The organism is Pseudoalteromonas sp. SG43-3 (assembly GCF_014164385.1).
In the GTDB taxonomy this organism is placed as follows: Bacteria; Pseudomonadota; Gammaproteobacteria; order Enterobacterales; family Alteromonadaceae; genus Pseudoalteromonas; species Pseudoalteromonas distincta.
Map to the genome: position 1 here is coordinate 314,197 of NZ_JACJFC010000001.1, position 16,368 is coordinate 330,564.

15 protein-coding genes are annotated in these 16,368 nt (G+C 38.6%); 5 read left to right on the plus strand and 10 right to left on the minus strand.

Annotated elements, in window-relative coordinates:
* Nucleotides 1-84: 84 nt before the first annotated feature.
* Nucleotides 85-3,888, minus strand: a complete 3,804-nt coding sequence (gene putA / locus H5157_RS01530; RefSeq protein ID WP_024596881.1) for a bifunctional proline dehydrogenase/L-glutamate gamma-semialdehyde dehydrogenase PutA — start codon at nucleotides 3,886-3,888, stop codon at nucleotides 85-87.
* Between the two features lie 168 nt (nucleotides 3,889-4,056).
* Between putA and H5157_RS01535 the strand changes: the two genes are divergently transcribed.
* Nucleotides 4,057-4,539: a winged helix-turn-helix transcriptional regulator gene (locus H5157_RS01535; protein WP_024596882.1), complete on the plus strand. Its 483-nt coding sequence runs from the start codon at nucleotides 4,057-4,059 to the stop codon at nucleotides 4,537-4,539.
* An 80-nt stretch (nucleotides 4,540-4,619) separates the two neighbouring features.
* Here H5157_RS01535 and H5157_RS01540 read toward each other — a convergent pair whose 3' ends face one another.
* From H5157_RS01540 to H5157_RS01570, 7 genes are all read right to left on the minus strand, one after another.
* On the minus strand, nucleotides 4,620-5,609 hold the full coding sequence (locus tag H5157_RS01540; protein WP_182694340.1) for a sensor domain-containing diguanylate cyclase: 990 nt from the start codon (nucleotides 5,607-5,609) through the stop codon (nucleotides 4,620-4,622).
* Nucleotides 5,610-5,793: 184 nt separating this feature from the next.
* Nucleotides 5,794-6,174 carry a DP-EP family protein gene (locus H5157_RS01545; protein WP_182723983.1) on the minus strand — a complete coding sequence of 127 codons (381 nt, stop codon included), beginning with the start codon at nucleotides 6,172-6,174 and terminating at the stop codon, nucleotides 5,794-5,796.
* 20 nt (nucleotides 6,175-6,194) lie between these two features.
* Nucleotides 6,195-9,449, minus strand: a complete 3,255-nt coding sequence (locus H5157_RS01550) for a winged helix-turn-helix domain-containing protein (protein ID WP_182723984.1) — start codon at nucleotides 9,447-9,449, stop codon at nucleotides 6,195-6,197.
* 167 nt (nucleotides 9,450-9,616) lie between these two features.
* Nucleotides 9,617-10,453, minus strand: coding sequence for a mechanosensitive ion channel family protein (locus H5157_RS01555; protein WP_002958733.1), 837 nt, complete (start codon nucleotides 10,451-10,453; stop codon nucleotides 9,617-9,619).
* A 38-nt stretch (nucleotides 10,454-10,491) separates the two neighbouring features.
* Entirely contained in the window at nucleotides 10,492-11,235 is a 744-nt protein-coding gene (locus H5157_RS01560) for an LrgB family protein (RefSeq protein WP_182696108.1), read from the minus strand.
* A complete protein-coding gene (locus H5157_RS01565; RefSeq protein WP_182723985.1) occupies nucleotides 11,228-11,581 on the minus strand; it encodes a CidA/LrgA family protein in 354 nt (117 codons plus the stop codon). The genes H5157_RS01560 and H5157_RS01565 overlap by 8 nt, the downstream gene beginning before the upstream one ends.
* 71 nt (nucleotides 11,582-11,652) lie before the next feature.
* Nucleotides 11,653-12,444 (minus strand): crotonase/enoyl-CoA hydratase family protein, encoded by a 792-nt coding sequence (locus H5157_RS01570; protein ID WP_182723986.1) that lies wholly within the window; start codon nucleotides 12,442-12,444, stop codon nucleotides 11,653-11,655.
* Nucleotides 12,445-12,811: 367 nt separating this feature from the next.
* On the opposite strand from H5157_RS01570, the gene H5157_RS01575 reads away from it, so the two are divergent.
* The 3 genes from H5157_RS01575 to H5157_RS01585 are packed head-to-tail and all read left to right on the plus strand — an operon-like array spanning nucleotide 12,812 to nucleotide 14,495.
* Nucleotides 12,812-13,132: an HI1450 family dsDNA-mimic protein gene (locus tag H5157_RS01575; RefSeq protein ID WP_002958729.1), complete on the plus strand. Its 321-nt coding sequence runs from the start codon at nucleotides 12,812-12,814 to the stop codon at nucleotides 13,130-13,132.
* Nucleotides 13,133-13,174: 42 nt separating this feature from the next.
* Nucleotides 13,175-13,987 (plus strand): DUF481 domain-containing protein, encoded by an 813-nt coding sequence (locus H5157_RS01580; protein WP_024597159.1) that lies wholly within the window; start codon nucleotides 13,175-13,177, stop codon nucleotides 13,985-13,987.
* A 25-nt stretch (nucleotides 13,988-14,012) separates the two neighbouring features.
* Complete coding sequence (locus H5157_RS01585) at nucleotides 14,013-14,495, plus strand: hypothetical protein (RefSeq protein WP_165723566.1); 483 nt, start codon at nucleotides 14,013-14,015, stop codon at nucleotides 14,493-14,495.
* 41 nt (nucleotides 14,496-14,536) lie between these two features.
* Here the strand turns inward: H5157_RS01585 and H5157_RS01590 are convergent, their stop codons facing one another.
* Both H5157_RS01590 and H5157_RS01595 read right to left on the minus strand, forming a co-directional pair.
* On the minus strand, nucleotides 14,537-15,022 hold the full coding sequence (locus H5157_RS01590) for a peptidylprolyl isomerase (protein WP_002958726.1): 486 nt from the start codon (nucleotides 15,020-15,022) through the stop codon (nucleotides 14,537-14,539).
* 12 nt (nucleotides 15,023-15,034) lie between these two features.
* The gene (locus H5157_RS01595; protein WP_002958725.1) at nucleotides 15,035-15,946 is read right to left on the minus strand and encodes a folate-binding protein YgfZ; all 912 of its coding nucleotides are present in this window, start codon (nucleotides 15,944-15,946) and stop codon (nucleotides 15,035-15,037) included.
* Nucleotides 15,947-16,110: 164 nt separating this feature from the next.
* Here H5157_RS01595 and H5157_RS01600 point away from each other — a divergent pair, with 164 nt between their 5' ends.
* Complete coding sequence (locus H5157_RS01600) at nucleotides 16,111-16,362, plus strand: succinate dehydrogenase assembly factor 2 (RefSeq protein ID WP_182723987.1); 252 nt, start codon at nucleotides 16,111-16,113, stop codon at nucleotides 16,360-16,362.
* The last annotated feature ends 6 nt before the right edge of the window (nucleotides 16,363-16,368 follow it).

Genomic DNA, 16,368 nt, shown 5'->3' on the forward strand with positions numbered 1-16,368 from the left:
TAACAAACTTATACGTAACGACCAAATAAAAAAGGCACTTTACAGTGCCTTATTTTATTTTTTAGTAAAAAAGCATTAGCTTAATTATTCATCATCTTCAACAAGCGTCATTAGCGAGGTATTACCGCCTGATGCTGTTGTATCAATACTAATTGTTTTTTCAGTAATTAAGCGCTTGATTAATGTATCGTAATACTCAGAGCTAATTACCGGTAAAATTGCGCCTTTACGCTGTGCAAGCTGTTGGCTAAAGTAGCCTAAACGAGACGAGCGAGCAGCAACTACCGCGCCAGCTAAATGAGGGTGAGCCAAGATAGCTTGTAACTGATTAGGTTTAGCTACTTGGAAAACACCTTCAGCAACACCTGTAGAGATAAATTTATCTTTAAAGGCAACAGCTTCATCGTAAAACAGCTCAGACGCTACAGTAATTACCGTATTACCTGCGGCAATAGCGGTAATGATAGACAATGCCCAGAAGTTAAATGATGTGCTCTTATCTGCATAACACACTACACAACCACGCGCTTCTAGATGAAGTGTATTAGACTCACCCGTTGGCCCTGGCAGGGTAGTAAATTTACGCATGTGCTTTTCAAGGCGGTTAAGCTGTGCACGAGCTTCTGATAATGTTAATGCTAAATCGTCTGCTAAATCGTCGATAATTTCTACCGTCGCGATTTTAGCAAGCAACTGACGCACAGCCGAAACACGGTCGTTTAGTGGTGTTGCACGCCAGATTTTTTCATCGCGCATTGAGTTAGCCATTAGCTTTTTAACTTGCTCATTTGCACCGCTGTAGTGGTGTAAATCAAGCTCATCTGGCGTCAGGTTTGTCATTTGCACGTTATCTGGTGATGCCTTTTCTTTTACTAAACGTTGAAGGTAGTTAGGGCCACCGGCTTTAGGGCCAGTACCTGATAAACCACGGCCACCAAATGGTTGCACACCAACAATAGCACCAATCATGTTTCGGTTAATGTAAACATTACCCGCACGTGACATTTTAGCAAGGTACTCACAGCGCTCTTCAATACGTGAATGTACACCCATTGTTAAGCCATAACCTGTGTTGTTAATTTGATCCATCACATCATCAAGTTCGCTCGATTTAAAGCGAACAATATGAACACATGGGCCAAATACTTCACGCTTAAGTACTGATAAGTCTTTGATTTCGTATAAACGAGGAGCAAAAAAGTATGCGCCATTTTGCGTGTTATCCGGAATTTTACACTCGTAATGAAGTATAGAATTACCTTTTAAGTACTCAACGTGCTCATTTAAGTTTTTAAGTGCTTTTTCATCAATTACAGGACCAACATCAGTTGATAGTAACGATGGATCGCCAATGTGTAACTCAGCTAGCGCACCTTTAAGCATTTCGATAATGCCATCTGCTACGTCATCTTGAATGAATAAAACACGAAGAGCAGAACAACGTTGCCCAGCACTTTGAAAACCAGAACTGATCACATCGTCAACTACTTGCTCAGGAAGCGCCGTTGAGTCAACAATCATACAGTTTTGGCCACCTGTTTCTGCAATTAACGGTACTTGAATATCGTTACGTGCAGCAAGTGTTTGAGAAATTAATGTGCCTGTTTCAGTAGAGCCTGTAAACATAACCGCTTGAATGCGTTCATCAGGAACAATTGTTTTGCCTACTTCAGAACCACGAGCAATAACCGGTTGAACAACATGCTCAGGTAAACCAACAGACAGCATTAGTTCAATAGCACGAAGGGCGATTAAACTTGTTTGCTCAGCAGGCTTTGCAATTACAGTGTTACCTGTAACAATCGCAGCGGCAACTTGGCCTAAGAATATTGCAAGCGGGAAGTTCCACGGGCTAATACATAAAATAACGCCACGGGCTTCAAAACGCTCATCTTGCGATAGCTCCTCAGCGCGCGCCGCGTAGTAACGGCAAAAATCAACCGCTTCACGTACTTCATCAATACCATCTTGAGCTACTTTACCTGCTTCTTTAATACAGATGGCAACAAGTTCGTCGTGATGACGCTCTAATATGTCAGCAACTCGACGCAGTAAGTTAGCTCGCTCTCTTACTGGTGTTTGTGACCATGATTCAAGTGCAGCTTCAGCGTTAGCTAGTAATACTTTCATCTCTTCGCCAGTTTGCAATTTAACGTGGCCGATGATTTCTTTGTGATTTGCTGGGTTTTTAACAGCTAATGAGCCTTCAGGTACTTGGCTTTGCTCAATTAAGTGCTCGTTAAACCATGTTTCAAGATTCTCTTTGAAAGGGGTAATAACGTTAATGTCGGTTAAATCCATGCCTTTAGAGTTAGCACGTTCTTCACCGTATAAATCAATTGGCATTTTGATTTGCGTATTGTACTTGTTACGCAAGCCTTGCAATGTTTCTACAGGGTCTGGAAGTAATGATTCAACAGGTTTTGTTGTATCAACAATTGCGTTTACAAATGATGAGTTAGCACCATTTTCTAATAAACGACGAACAAGGTACGCAAGGAGGTCTTCATGTTGACCAACTGGGGCATACACGCGGCATTGAATTTTTTCTTCGTTAACGATTTGGTCGAATAATGACTCACCCATACCGTGCAAACGTTGAAATTCGAAACCTGTGTTGTCGCCTTTGGCTACTTCTAAAATAGTCGCGGCAGTGTAAGCGTTATGTGTAGCAAATTGCGGATAAAGCACATCGCGCGCTTCAAGCATTTTAATAGCACACGCTTTGTAAGAAACGTCTGTTGTTGCTTTACGGGTAAATACTGGGTAGTGATCTAAACCATCTTGCTGTGTGGTTTTGATTTCAGTATCCCAGTATGCGCCTTTAACTAGACGTACCATCATCTTGCGACCAACGCGGGTTGCAAGGTCAGTAAGCCATTCAATTACAAAAATAGCACGTTTTTGATACGCTTGAACTGCTAAGCCAAATCCTTGCCAATCACCAAGATCTTCATCACTGAATACCGCTTCAATTACATCTAATGAAATATCTAAACGGTCTGCTTCTTCTGCATCAACGGTAAAGCCGATATCGTATTTTTTAGCGGCAAGAGCAAGTTCTTTTAACTTAGGGACTATTTCTTCCATCACACGGTCTTTATGAGTGAACTCATAGCGCGGATGAATAGCAGAAAGCTTAACTGAAATACCAGGGCTCTTAATTGGACCACGACCATTAGCCGCTTTACCAATTGAGTGTATAGCATTCATGTAGCTGTCAAAGTAACGCTTCGCATCTTTCATTGTGCGCGCGCCTTCGCCTAGCATATCGTAAGAATACACATAACCTTTTTGCTCTGTTTCGGCTGCACGTTCAATTGCTTCGTCAATGGTACGACCCATTACGAATTGCTTGCCCATAATTTTCATAGCAAAGTTTACAGACTTACGAATAACTGGCTCACCTAAACGACCAATGGTCTTTTTAAGCATGCCGAACTGTTGTTCTTTAGTTTTGTCTGTGTAGTTAACCATTTTACCGGTAACTAATAATCCCCAAGAAGATGCGTTTACAAATAAAGAATCGCTGCTTCCTAGATGAGAGCTCCAATCACCTTTGGCTAACTTGTCACGAATAAGTACATCTTGAGTTGCTTTATCTGGTACGCGAAGCAGTGCTTCGGCCAAACACATTAATACAACGCCTTCTTCACTAGAGAGTGAAAATTCATTTAAAAGCGCATCAACACCGCCTTGCCCATCTTGCTCTTTACGAATGTTCAAAACAATCTGGCGGGCTCTTTCCCAGGCACGACTTCGTGCTTTTACGCCTACTTCTGCAAGCGGTAAAATATGATCAATAACTGCATTTTCATCTATGCGGTAGAAGTCACGGATTCTTTGTCTGATAGGACAAGTAGTAGTTAAATCGCCGTTGAATAACATAAGCAACCCTCAGGATGTTAAGAATTAAAGTAAAATTAATTACCAATAAATTACCAGTGATATTGTGAGTGCATTCTAATTAAAATTCAGCAGAATATGCTGGTTAAATTTCGCGATTTACGATAATTTACAGGGTATAAATTTAACTTATCCGCATAAAATTCTGTTATGACAATTCCAAATAGATTACGCATGCTAGATCGCATTGATTTAGCCATACTAGACGTTCTTCAAAAGAACGGCAGAATTTCTAATGTTAACCTCGCAAAACAGGTTAATTTGAGTGCCAGCCCGTGCCTAGATCGTGTTAAACGATTAGAGCAAGAAGGGTATATTGAAGGCTATTATGCCAAGCTTAGCGAAGCTAAACTTAATCAGAGCTTAGTAGCGCATGTTCAAGTATCGCTTGTTGCTTCAAATACAGCTGTATTTAAAGTATTTAGAGAGCACATATTAAGGATAGAACAAGTAGTCGAATGTGACATGGTTGCTGGTGGTTATGATTACTTATTAAAAATTCGCGTTTCTAATATGGAAGAATATAGACAAGTTCTTGGCGACTTAGTAGATATTCCCGGCGTGGGTACTCATCATACTTATATGGTGATCGAAAAGATTAAAAAGGATGAAGGATTGTTAATCGATATTTAAGCTTTTCTCAAGTCATAAAAAAACCGCAATTGCGGTTTTTTTATTTTAGTAGATAAATGCTATACCAAATAGTTAGTACATCACCTTATACATAATTTATTACGACCTTCCGACTTCGCTCTGTATAAGGCAGTATCCGCCGCGCATATTAATGCCTCAGATGTTCTGTATTGATTATTGTATTCACACGCTAAACCCTGACTTACACTTATTTTTACATTCGCTGGTAAACCGAGATCTCTAAAATTAATGTTGAGTATTTTTTCTTGAATACGCTTAGCAATCATTTGTGCATTTGAAATATGCGAACGAGGCAGCACAACAGCAAACTCCTCACCACCATAGCGTGCTACTAAACTGTCTTTAGATGGTAAGCACTCTTCAATTGTACGAGCGACTTTTTGAAGGCACTTATCACCTTTTACATGGCCAAAGTTATCGTTAAATAATTTAAAGTAATCAATATCAATAAGTATAAAGCTAAGAGGCTGCTTGTTAACTATGCACTCTTGCCAATTTTTAATGATGGTTTTTTCTAAAGTACAGCGATTAGCAATACCAGTGAGATGATCAAGTCTGGCTACGTTTTCCAGTACTTTGTATTTTTTAACGTGCTTTGAAATATCATGCATTATACAAATAAAAAGTGGGGTACTTGCGACTACCGATTCGGGTAAACATGATATAGATAACTCAACATCTAAACAGTTACCATTGTTTTTTCTTATTTGAACTTCTTTCGGACCATGATTGAGTGGTGTTTGATAGTTGTTTTTCCAACTTTCAAACATGTATTTATAGTCATCGCGATACTGTTCTTGTAAACAATCTTGCCATTTTTTACCTATTAATGAATCAGACGTTACATTGAAAAAACGTGCTGCTACGGGATTTACTGATTCAAACACCCCATCTGCATTAACAATAAAAATAGCATCGGCCATGACATTAGTGACATTAATAATTGCGCTTATTTTTTCATTGTTAACGGTATTAGAAATGCTGCTGATTAATGCAGATACAGCGCTGTCGGTGTTGTTTGCTTTGCTATTTTCATTATTGTTAGACATGGTGTTGCTCATTTTTATTGTTAATGAAACTTTATGTCTAGCAGTTTATTCAATTTATCGTTTTTAAACCTTTCGGTAACCTTCTGATTTAAGTTGTTGTTATTTAAGTTTATTTAAGGGGCATTTTTAAATAAATTACACCGCAATTAATATGCCTGTGCAATTTAAAAATAAGCATTACTAATTAGAGTTCTTTTTCATTCTTAACTTGAGGATCAGCGCTTTCATATTTATTGCCATTACACTCAACGTTAAAGATTAAGCATACAGAGCCATTATTTTCATCTGTATCGGTAATGATAATTGTGTGGCCGTTGTCACTTACTTTATAGCTGAAGTCTTGGGCGCATGGTTTTTGTGTGTCGATATCGGTGATAGTAGCGCCAGTAAATACGAAACCATTTTGAATTGTGGCGTCGTCTAAATTGTAGTTGCCAGCGGTTTCAGTTCTTACAACACCACCGCCAGTAGCGGATTCGCCATTTTTTGTATAGCTAAAAATAGCTTCACCGTTGTTAAGTTCAATATTTACTTGAAAGTCGACATTTTCTAGGGTGTTATTCATATCATTTCCTTTATGAGTAATTATAGTTGGAAGTTCGTAATGCCTAATTTAACTAGGCTTGTTTTTATTTCTGATATCTCGTCTTCTCTGTTTAAACAGGTATAAGCTTGTACTAGTGGGTATGTTATTTTTACGCTCTGACTTATTTTTGCAGCTTCAGAAATTGCTTTGATAGCACTTAAGCAAAATTGCTCTCGCTGTTTATTAGTTGTAGCTAAGTTTGCTTTGATTAAGTTTATTCTTGTATATACTAAGTAATCACCAGTTTTAGTTAGGCTGGCTAATTGATGTTTGTAGTTTTCATTATTCTCAAGCTCAGTTAATAACTCCTGCGCTTTGAGTGGTGATTGTCTATTTATAAAATATTGAATCAGTGTAATTTGTGTTTTAATAGTGCTGGTATTTTTAAAATTTTGAGATTTTAAAAAATTAATTATTTTTTCAATTGTTGAGTCAGTAGCTTCATCAGTAGATAGCATTAGTGAATGTGCTAAAGAGCGATAATACATAAGCTGAAATTTATTGTTTTTTGGATCTTGTACTAAAGCTTCATTGATAACTTGATTAGCCAAGCTGGCTTTTTTATGGGCCATCCGTTTATCACTCAAATAGCTCAGTAAATAACTTTGTTGCATATATAGGTTTGCTGACGTGTAAAAAAGGCTTGCATCACTAGGGTAGTCAGCAATCAATTTTGTGATTACGCCAACTGCACCTTCCAATATATTAACTGCTTCATTAAAGTTACTTAGCTTCTCTTCTGTTTTTGCAAGCCAACTAATCGTATCGGATTTATCTCGAAGTAAATCTTTGTTATTGGGTTTCAGTTTAAGCGCTTTATTTTTAAGTAAAAGTGACTCTGCAAAGTTCTTTTTTGCAGCGCTGTAGTTGGATTTTTCTATGTATAAAGAACCTAAAGAATTAGATGAATACGATAATTCCATAATGGAGTTAAAATCATTGGCTGCCAGCGCATACATTTTTTTACTGTAAGCGTGGTATTTTTTAAACATTTGCTCAGTAGCTTGATGATCATTTTGATCATAAGCTAATTGACCTAGCCAAAAGGCATTGGCGCCTGCAAGCGTTAGTAGCTCTAAGTTATTAGGCTGTATTTTTAATAATGCCTCAAGGCGGGTGCGGGCGTTTTCAAAGGCGGTAAAGGCTTCATCGGTTTTGCCGCGCGAATAAGCTACTTCACCCATTGCTTCGAGGGTTTGTGCGTACTGAAAACGGTTGTTAAATTGTGCTTTATTATCGCTAAAGCTAAAAAGTGAACTTGAATCGTCAGTTTGATCAGTAAAATACTCAAGTGCTTTATTACTAATACCATCAAGTAAGTCCATACGTTCAACGCTACGTAATTTATCGGCAAAGTCGCCGACCATAAACCCCAGTAAGCTTTCAGCCTCAAGCTGTTTTTTTTGCGCATGTTGTTGGGCTTTAAAACTAGTGAAGCTCATTAATAACGCGGTAAATGTAAGTAAGCACAATAAAGTAACGGTCACTCGTTTTGCTCTTATTTTTGTTTTTGTTTTTTTTACAGAGCTTTTGATAAGAGCATGCTCGTTATCATCTAATTTAAACAGTTTGTCGTTAAGTAATAGCTGCGCTTCTTGTAGCGGTTTACCTGGCGCTAGGAGGTAAGCACTACTTTTACCTTCATCTACCCAATTTTGTGCTTGATGTTGTAAACGACTTTTTATTGCTAAGGCATCTTTATGGTCATTAATCCATTGTTTTGCGCGCGGCCATTGACGCAATAATGCCTCGTGAGCAAGGCTAAAACAGGCTTCTTGGTTTTGTAAATGCGATACAAATAAACGGCTATCGACCATGGCTTGCACAAGCTCTTTTTGACTTGTGTTGGTTAATGTTTGCCAGCGGGCAGCGCGGCTCGTAATGGTTTTACCATCTGGGTTTAAAGTGATCAATTGTGATAATACGCTTTTTAGTTGCTGCTGTTGCTCATTACTAAGGTCAATAAATATATCTTCTGCTTTTTTGCCTATGGCGCCCTCAATACCCCCGAGTTTTTTGTAAACACTGTGCAGTAGCTCGTTATTATCACTGCGCTGTAAGTACAGCTCTTGCAATGTGTATTGCAGCATGGGCAATGCATCGGGGTTATTGGCGGTATCGGCGCACAATATTTCATCCAGTGGTGTTTGAGTTTGTGGGTCATTGGAGAACGTTAAATTAGCGGTTAACGCTGGCAGGCGAATAATTTGTTGGAGTTCTTGGCGGTTTGGCGGTGTTAAATCGTAGTGCGCGCCATGAGCTTTGCCTGCCATTAAACTTGGTTGTTCAACAACTAAAGGGTAAAAGTCGTTACGACACGCACTAAATACAATCACAGCTTTAGAGATTGCTAAGCGCTCAATAACCGACAAGAAATGGTTGCGTGTTTCGCTACTAAATATAGGAGAAGAAAGCAGTACTTCTAAGCGGTCAATAAATAAAAATAACTGGGGTGTTTTAAGTTGTGTAGAGGCTTTACTAAGTGCAGCTTGTATGGCATTAATTACGCCATCTATTGCCAATTCTAGTTGCTCTGCAAGTGTTTGCGCGCTTAATCCTTCAAACACAGGCTGGGCGTTTATATCCCAATCAAGTAATGCAGAAGCTAAGTCTAGAAAAAGTCTATTTTTATGCACATCTGCAAAGTCGATCTGGGTGTAGGAAATAACCCCGATGCCATTATAGCCTCGCTCATCTAGTAGTTTTGGTAAAATTCCAGCATTAACAAGCGAGGATTTACCTGTACCACTAGGGCCAAGTATTAAGCAAAAAGCACGACCGTAATTTACCTGGCTAGATATCCTTTCCAGCAGGGTAGCTATAGATTGGGTACGGCCAAAAAAAACGTGGGTATCATTTGGGTTATATGCACGTAGGCCTAAGAAAGGGGATCCTCCCTGCCATGTACTTTTAGTGCTTGGGATAGGATCTGCTAACGGAAAAGATAATTTTGCAATAATGCGGTAGCCACGTTTACGGATAGTTTCAATATAATGTGGTTCATTGGCTTTATCACCGAGCGCTTTTCTTAGCTGAGTGATAGTTTTATGTAATGGATTATCGCCAATATCAGTATTTTTCCAGCATTTATTGAGCAATTCATCGCTGCTTACAATGTCGCCATTTTGTTGACACAAATGCAATAAAACTTCCATCGCTTTGGGCTCTAACTGTTTGGCTTTACCAGTGAGTTGAATTGAGTTAGTTGAAGGTGTTACTTGCCAATCGCCTAGGTAGAAGGGGTTGCGCATCATCATTACTCATTATTGTTTTTTTATTATTAAAATTAAGTGCGTATTGATATTTATTAACACTATTTATATGGCAAATAAATCTATAACACAACTATTTGAGTTTATTCTGAGCAGAGGGGGTAGGAAAGGATGAGCTTGCAGATATGCAAGCTCAAAATAAAAATAAATTAGCTTTCTAGGTCGGCTTTGTTAATTGTAATGACGCGTTGAGGGAATGGAATTTCAATATCAGCGTTATTAATTGCTTTATAAACACCACCGTTAATAGCCAGTTTGGTTTCGATAATTTTAGTAGTAGGCACCCAATATCGGTAGCTTATTGTAACACCGCTATCGGCGAAGCGTTCAATACCCACTTGTGATAACGGATTTTGTGCGACTAATTCATGTGCTTTAAGTACGTCTTCAATGAGGCTAATCGCGTTATCAGAGCAAGCACTATAGGCTATGTCTATTTCACCTTTGACCAATGAGTAACTAAATGAGTTATGAAGTATTTCACCCACTATGTGCTTATTTGGAATGGTGATTTCTACTTTTTCTTCATTGATTAAAATAGTGTAGCCAAGCTCAATTGTTTTAACTTGGCCGCTTACATTTTTAACTTCAATAGTATCACCAACAACAAAAGGTCGCGTGGCTATAATGGCAAGGCCTGCACCATAATTAGAAAGCATTCCTTGCAGCGCTAAACCAGCACCTAAAGATGCAGCACCAATGGCTGCTACAAATGGCGTAACGCTAATACCTATTTTGCCAAGTGCAATAATTATAACCATTACAATGAGCAGTACTTTTACCACGCTACTGACAAAGTTTGTGAGCGTAATATCAACGTTATGACGGGTCATTAACGCGGCTACAAATTTGGCAAGCTTTTGTGCTATCCACAAACCAATGAGGACGATAAAAATAGCGCCAACAATTTGCATACTGTAGGTAACCATATACTCAGTAAGCATGGTGTAATATTTTTCAAACTGTTCGATTTCAGAACTGATCATAAAGCGCTCTAAGTTAGGGCTATGTTGTATTTTTCCAACTATAGCAAAATGTTGACTAAAAATGGATATAACAGCGGCACTATAATCGCTGTTAATAAAGCACTTAGTGCCATTGCAACTGATGAGTAAGCGCCTACTTTTGGATGCTCAGCAATAGCAGCAGCGGTCCCAATTGCATGGCAAGCTGTGCCCATGGCAACGCCTTGAGATTCGTGATTAAAAATATTAATGAGTTTAAAAAGCATAAAACCAAATAAAGCGCCTAGTAAACCAATAAAAATAACTAAAGCCGCAGCAAGTGAGCTAATCCCTCCTAACGAGTCAGTAACAATTAAAGATATTGGGGTCGTCACACTGAGTGCGGCAACAGATGCACTTAGCTGTGCAGGTGCGTTAAATAATATGCTTAGCAAAAATGCCACAACGGTTGCGTTAACAATGCCTAAGCTACATGTTGCGACTATGAGTAATAGATTTTTTCGTACGTGTGTAAACTGCTGATATAAAGGAAGCGCTAGAGCCACAATTGCGGGCTCTAATAACCAGCTTAGTAATTTGCTGTGCGTGGCAAATTGCGTATAAGGCAAATTTAGATTAACGAGTAATAAAGCAATAATACTAATACTTAAAAATACGGGGTTGGTGAGCGATTTAAATACGCTGCTTTTTATACTTTGGTTTACGGCCCTTAGCGCTAAAAATAATACAATAATAAAAGGAATACTTAGCCACCATAAATTAGGTTGTAGCTCTGAAATAGCGGAAAAAGTAAGATTAGTCATTATTTTCTTTTCCCTTAAAGTACGCAATTACACTGCTAACAAGCAATAAGGTAGTTATAGGAACAAGCACCACAACTGAGGCTAAAAATGCCCAGTGCGATTTTATAAGGCCGAGATGTTCAATAAATCCCACACCCGCTGGAATGAAAAAGATAGGCATAATATTTAAAATAGGGGAGGCGCATGGTTTTACATGTTGCTCTTTTACAATACCCGATAAGAGTAAAACTAATAAAATAACCATAGCGAGTAACGGTGCAGGAAAGCTTCCACCAATAAAGTGCATAATGAGTTTAGCGCTGGCTAAACATAGTAAAATAATAGCGCTACTGAGCAGATATTTCATCAAAGTGGCTCACAGAAAAGATAAGAGCTTAACTTTAACAAATCAAACTCTTTTATGCATTGTGCAATAGTCTACCAATGCTTTGTATTTACGTAGGTTATATCCGCTTTTCCTTTTGCTTTAGCAATTGCTTTTTTAGTGTTTGGGTTTAGCAATAAGCGAATTTGGCTGAAGGTTTCTTTAGCGAGTATTTTTCGTTGGTTTGGTTTGTAGCTAAGTTGTGTAACACGTTTAATAGCAGCAAGCGTATCGGGTGAGCGCTCAAGTAATGTATTGAGCATGTTTTGCGTGGCTTGTTGAGTATCATCGGTAAGCTGAGTAACTAAACCTAGCTCATTTGCTTGTTGTGCTGTGATTGGGTTTGCGTGGCTTGCAAGCCAAAGTGCTTGGTCACGCTTAACTAAACCGCTCATCATTACATTGGCGCCCATATCGGGGCACAAGCCCCAACGCGCTTCCATAATGGCAAGCTTGGCATCAATATGAACAATCCTGTAATCGGCACCCAGCGCTATTTGTAAACCACCCCCTAAACAGTTGCCATCAATTTGTGCAATAACAGGCACGCTCAGTGACTGCCAGCCTAATACTACTTTTTGCGCTAAGTTTTGATTGCCAGGTAACCATTTAAGCAATAATTTTATAATATTCAATGGTGCCGCCATTACGGCTGATATATCAAGCCCTGCACAAAAATGCTCGCCATCGCCTTTTATTACTACAGCACGAATACTGCGGTCTCTTTTTATGTTTTTAATGGCTTTGTTTAGCTCTACAAACATTTCAAAGCTTAATGCGTTTTGTTTTTTTGCTCTGCTAAGCGTGACGGTTGCAATGCCATTTTGTTTTTCTAGTTTTATCATTACAAACTCCTCTGACCTGTTAGTTGAGCTTATGTTGTTATAAGAATTAAGTAAAGTGACGGTATTTTTTAAATAAATGGAATTTATTGCTAAAGCTGTAGTCTTAAAGGGTTAGATTTAGATGAGAAGAAGCTAAACAATTAGAACTTGAGATAATAAAATTTTTTACGTTGTTATTTTAAGCTTAAATTAAAAAAGTAATCTTGATATTCAATGGGTTAGTTAAATTGTTATTTACTGTTTGAGTTGTATGCTGAATAAAGCATGACTCAGTTACAAAAAAGTCAGTGTTTTACGCTTTTTTTTATCAAAATGATGGAGAGATTTGATAATATAGCGCAACTTAAAAGCTTAAGGTTAAGCACATATGTCGGGTCCACGTTTATATACGGTAGAAGAAGCTACTCACCAAGCTTATGATATTTTTTTAGAGCTAGCGCCAAATAACTTGAGTGATAAAGATGTTGAAGACTTTAATGAGTTTAGAGAAGACCTAGGCTTTATCGAAGAAGACGAGCCAGACGATCAGTGGCAAGATTTTGTTGCCCTTGAGATAGAGCCAGAGCACTTTATTCAGGTGCTAGTTGGTTTAGAATTTGAAAATGATGATGTTTTGTTTGCTAAAATTTTGATTAGTCGTGATAAAGATGCTCCGTTTTGTCATATTTTATGGAAAGAGAGTGAATAAGCAATACCGCTTATTTTTATAATTGTGTGCAGAGAGAGTGTTGTGCGTAAGTATTTATTTTTAATTTTTTTAATAATTAGCTGCCCAAGTTGGGCTGTTGATCCATTTGAAGATTTTCATGAATATGGCAAGCTCTCTGATGAAGAAATTCATGAGTTACACAAAGGTGATATGCTTTACGGTGATACTGAATTTGGTTTTATTCTAAGTAAAGGTAACACCAATTCGACCAGTTTTAAGCTCAAAGGTAATTTATACCAAGATTTTGAAAAGTGGCGTAACCAATTTAAAATAGACTCTCTTTATAAGCGTGATGAAAACGATGAAAGCGGTGGCACTGATGTTACAGCTAATCGTATTTTTGTATCAGCGCAAGGTAACTATAAAGTAGGTGTTAAAAACTCCTCATTTTTTATTTACGGTGATTACGAAGAAGATGAATTTAGTGGACTTGATTTTAAAAGCACGGTGGCGACAGGCTATGGTGCGCGTGTATATCAAGGCTCTAAAAACAAAGTAGATATTGATATAGGACCTGGTTTATACCGTTCAGTCGCCGATGAAGATTCGGATGTGAGCGAAGATGAAATTGATAAAACCGGTTATTTAGTACGTGTTGCAATGCAGTGGGAACGCTTGGTTTCTAAGCGCACTCGTTTTAATCAAGATGTGAGTATAGAGCAGTCGCTTTCAGGTCTTAATTCTCGCTTAAAATCGGAAACCGCACTGATAAGCCAAGTGATTGGCGCGGTATCACTCAAATTTACCTACATGTATCGTTATAATTCAAAACCCGAAGATGATAAACTCAAGTTTGACTCAGAGCTGAGTGCTACATTGGTATACAGCTTTTAAGTATTTATTTAATTTAGAGAATATTATGTATCAGCATAAACAGTATGCGGTGTTTATCTTTTTTGTATTAGCGTGGATTGGCGGTTTTGTGGCGCTTGCGTGGAACTTGTTAGGCGCTGATGGACCTTTAATAATATTTACTGGGATTTTAGTGCTGGTGGGCTTTTTGTTCCATGGCCTAACAGTAAAAGTAGATGATAAAAATATTAGCTGGGCGTTTGGTCCAGGTGTTGCTGGGCAAAGTATTGAGCTTAGCGAAGTAGTAGAAGCAAAAGCAGTTCAAAACTCATACAGGCACGGTATTGGTATGCGAATTACTCACGATGGTTGGGTGTATACAGTATCTGGCTTTAGTGCAATACAGTTAACGCTCAAAGATGGCACCTTGTATAGAGTTGGTACAAACGATCAAAAAGGTTTACTAGCTGCTTTAAAAGAAAAAAACGTATCAATCGCGCTGCCTAGTAAGCCAAAAGCTGAAACGGTAAAGCGTAACAATATGATATAAAAAAGCGCCTTAGGCGCTTTTTTTATCTGTTTAGCAGTGCATTAGTGGTCGTGGCCACACCCACCTTCGCCATGTACGTGGCCGTGAGTTAATTCATCTTCTGTAGCATCACGTACTTCTAGTATTTCTACATCAAAGTTAAGTGTTATACCTGCAAGTGGGTTATTACCATCTACAATCACTTCTTCATCTTGGATATCGATGATCATTACTGATTGGTCACCATCATCTGTTGATGCACGAAATTGCATGCCAACTTCAATTTCCATACCTTCAAACATTGATTTAGGTACTGCTTGCATTAGGTTTTCGTGGCGCTCGCCGTAACCTTCTTCAGGTTCAACCTTTACGCTAAGCGTGTCGCCTGGTTGCTTGCCCAGCAAAGCATTTTCTAGGCCTGAAATTAAATAGCCTGTGCCAATGATAAAGTGTAGTGGCTCACCACCGAACGAGTTATCAATGCTATTGCCATCATTATCCATTACTGAATAATGCATTTTTACCACTTTGTTTGCCGCAACGATCATAGTCATTCCTATTTATTCATCTTCAAGAGAGTAGGGTAGAGGCAGAATGCTTAGCTCCACCTGAGGTGTGTGTTTTGCACGAAGTACCTGAGTTACATCAGTATCGTTTGGCAACACAACGAGGCCTGTTAATTTATTTGTTTGCTCATCAAAGCTTTGTGCAATAAGTTTACCTGCACGGCGCCAATTTTCGCCTAATTGGGTTTCTAAATCAGGCTCTGAAAGAATCCCTTCGCTTTGCCCTGAAACGATATACATTGCACGTTTATTTTTACCAAGGTACTTCATACGGGCTACTGTTTCTTGACCGGTATAACACCCTTTTTTGAAACTTATACCGCCAATAGCATGTAGGTTTACCATTTGAGGAACGTACTCGCCAATTGCATCTGCACTTAGCTGAGGCTCACCGGCAAGCATCGCTGCTTGTTGCCAAGGGGCTTCGTTATCAAGTGTGGATACGTTATCAGGCATGCTAAATTGGTTATCAACCATTATTAAAACACGGTTATCAGCTAATTTTAGCGCTTTACCATTCGTAAAATCACACGCGCTTGCATCGCCTTCAAAGCTAATATCAAGTTGTGCCAGTACATCCGATAAATCATCACCAATTAAACCAATTAAACGCTTTGAGCATTCAGTAATATCAACTTTTGCAAATACAGCGTATTTTTTAAGTTCAGCTAATGATTTTTCAACTTCAGCTTGGCTACCCGCAAGGTAGTAGCTATCTTGGTAAGAAAATAATTTAAATACACCCCAAAGTTTACCTTTGGCGCTGCAATGGCCAGCCCACAAATAATTACTGCTGGTTAATTTATTTAGATCTTGAGTGATTTGTCCGTGCAAATAAGATAATTTATCAGCACCGCAGAGGCTAATAAGTTGATGAGATAACGGACATGCATAAACGCTCGACATAAAAACCTTCTTTGCAATATAAATGAAGTGACATAATAACGCAGTTGTTACGTATGGTACAGACAAGCGCTTATTGGTGCGGGTTTATTATTTAAAGAGAGATTAATAGCTGCTAAATAGGCTTGTGTTTGTTAAACTCGAGTCAATTAAGTATGAGGTTTAAAATGGTTGAAATTCATAGTAAAGCACGTATTCGTTGGGCTTGTCGTCGTGGCATGTTAGAGCTAGATGTTTTGTTTATGCCGTTTGTAGAAGAAGCATACGACTCTTTGAGCGCAGAGCAACAGGCTATCTTTCAGCGTTTGCTAACGCAAGAAGACCCTGACTTATTTGCATGGTTTATGGGTCATGAAGAATGTAAAGACGAGCAGTTAAACGGTATGGTTTCGCTGATCTTAGACCGAGTTCGTGTATAGGTTTAC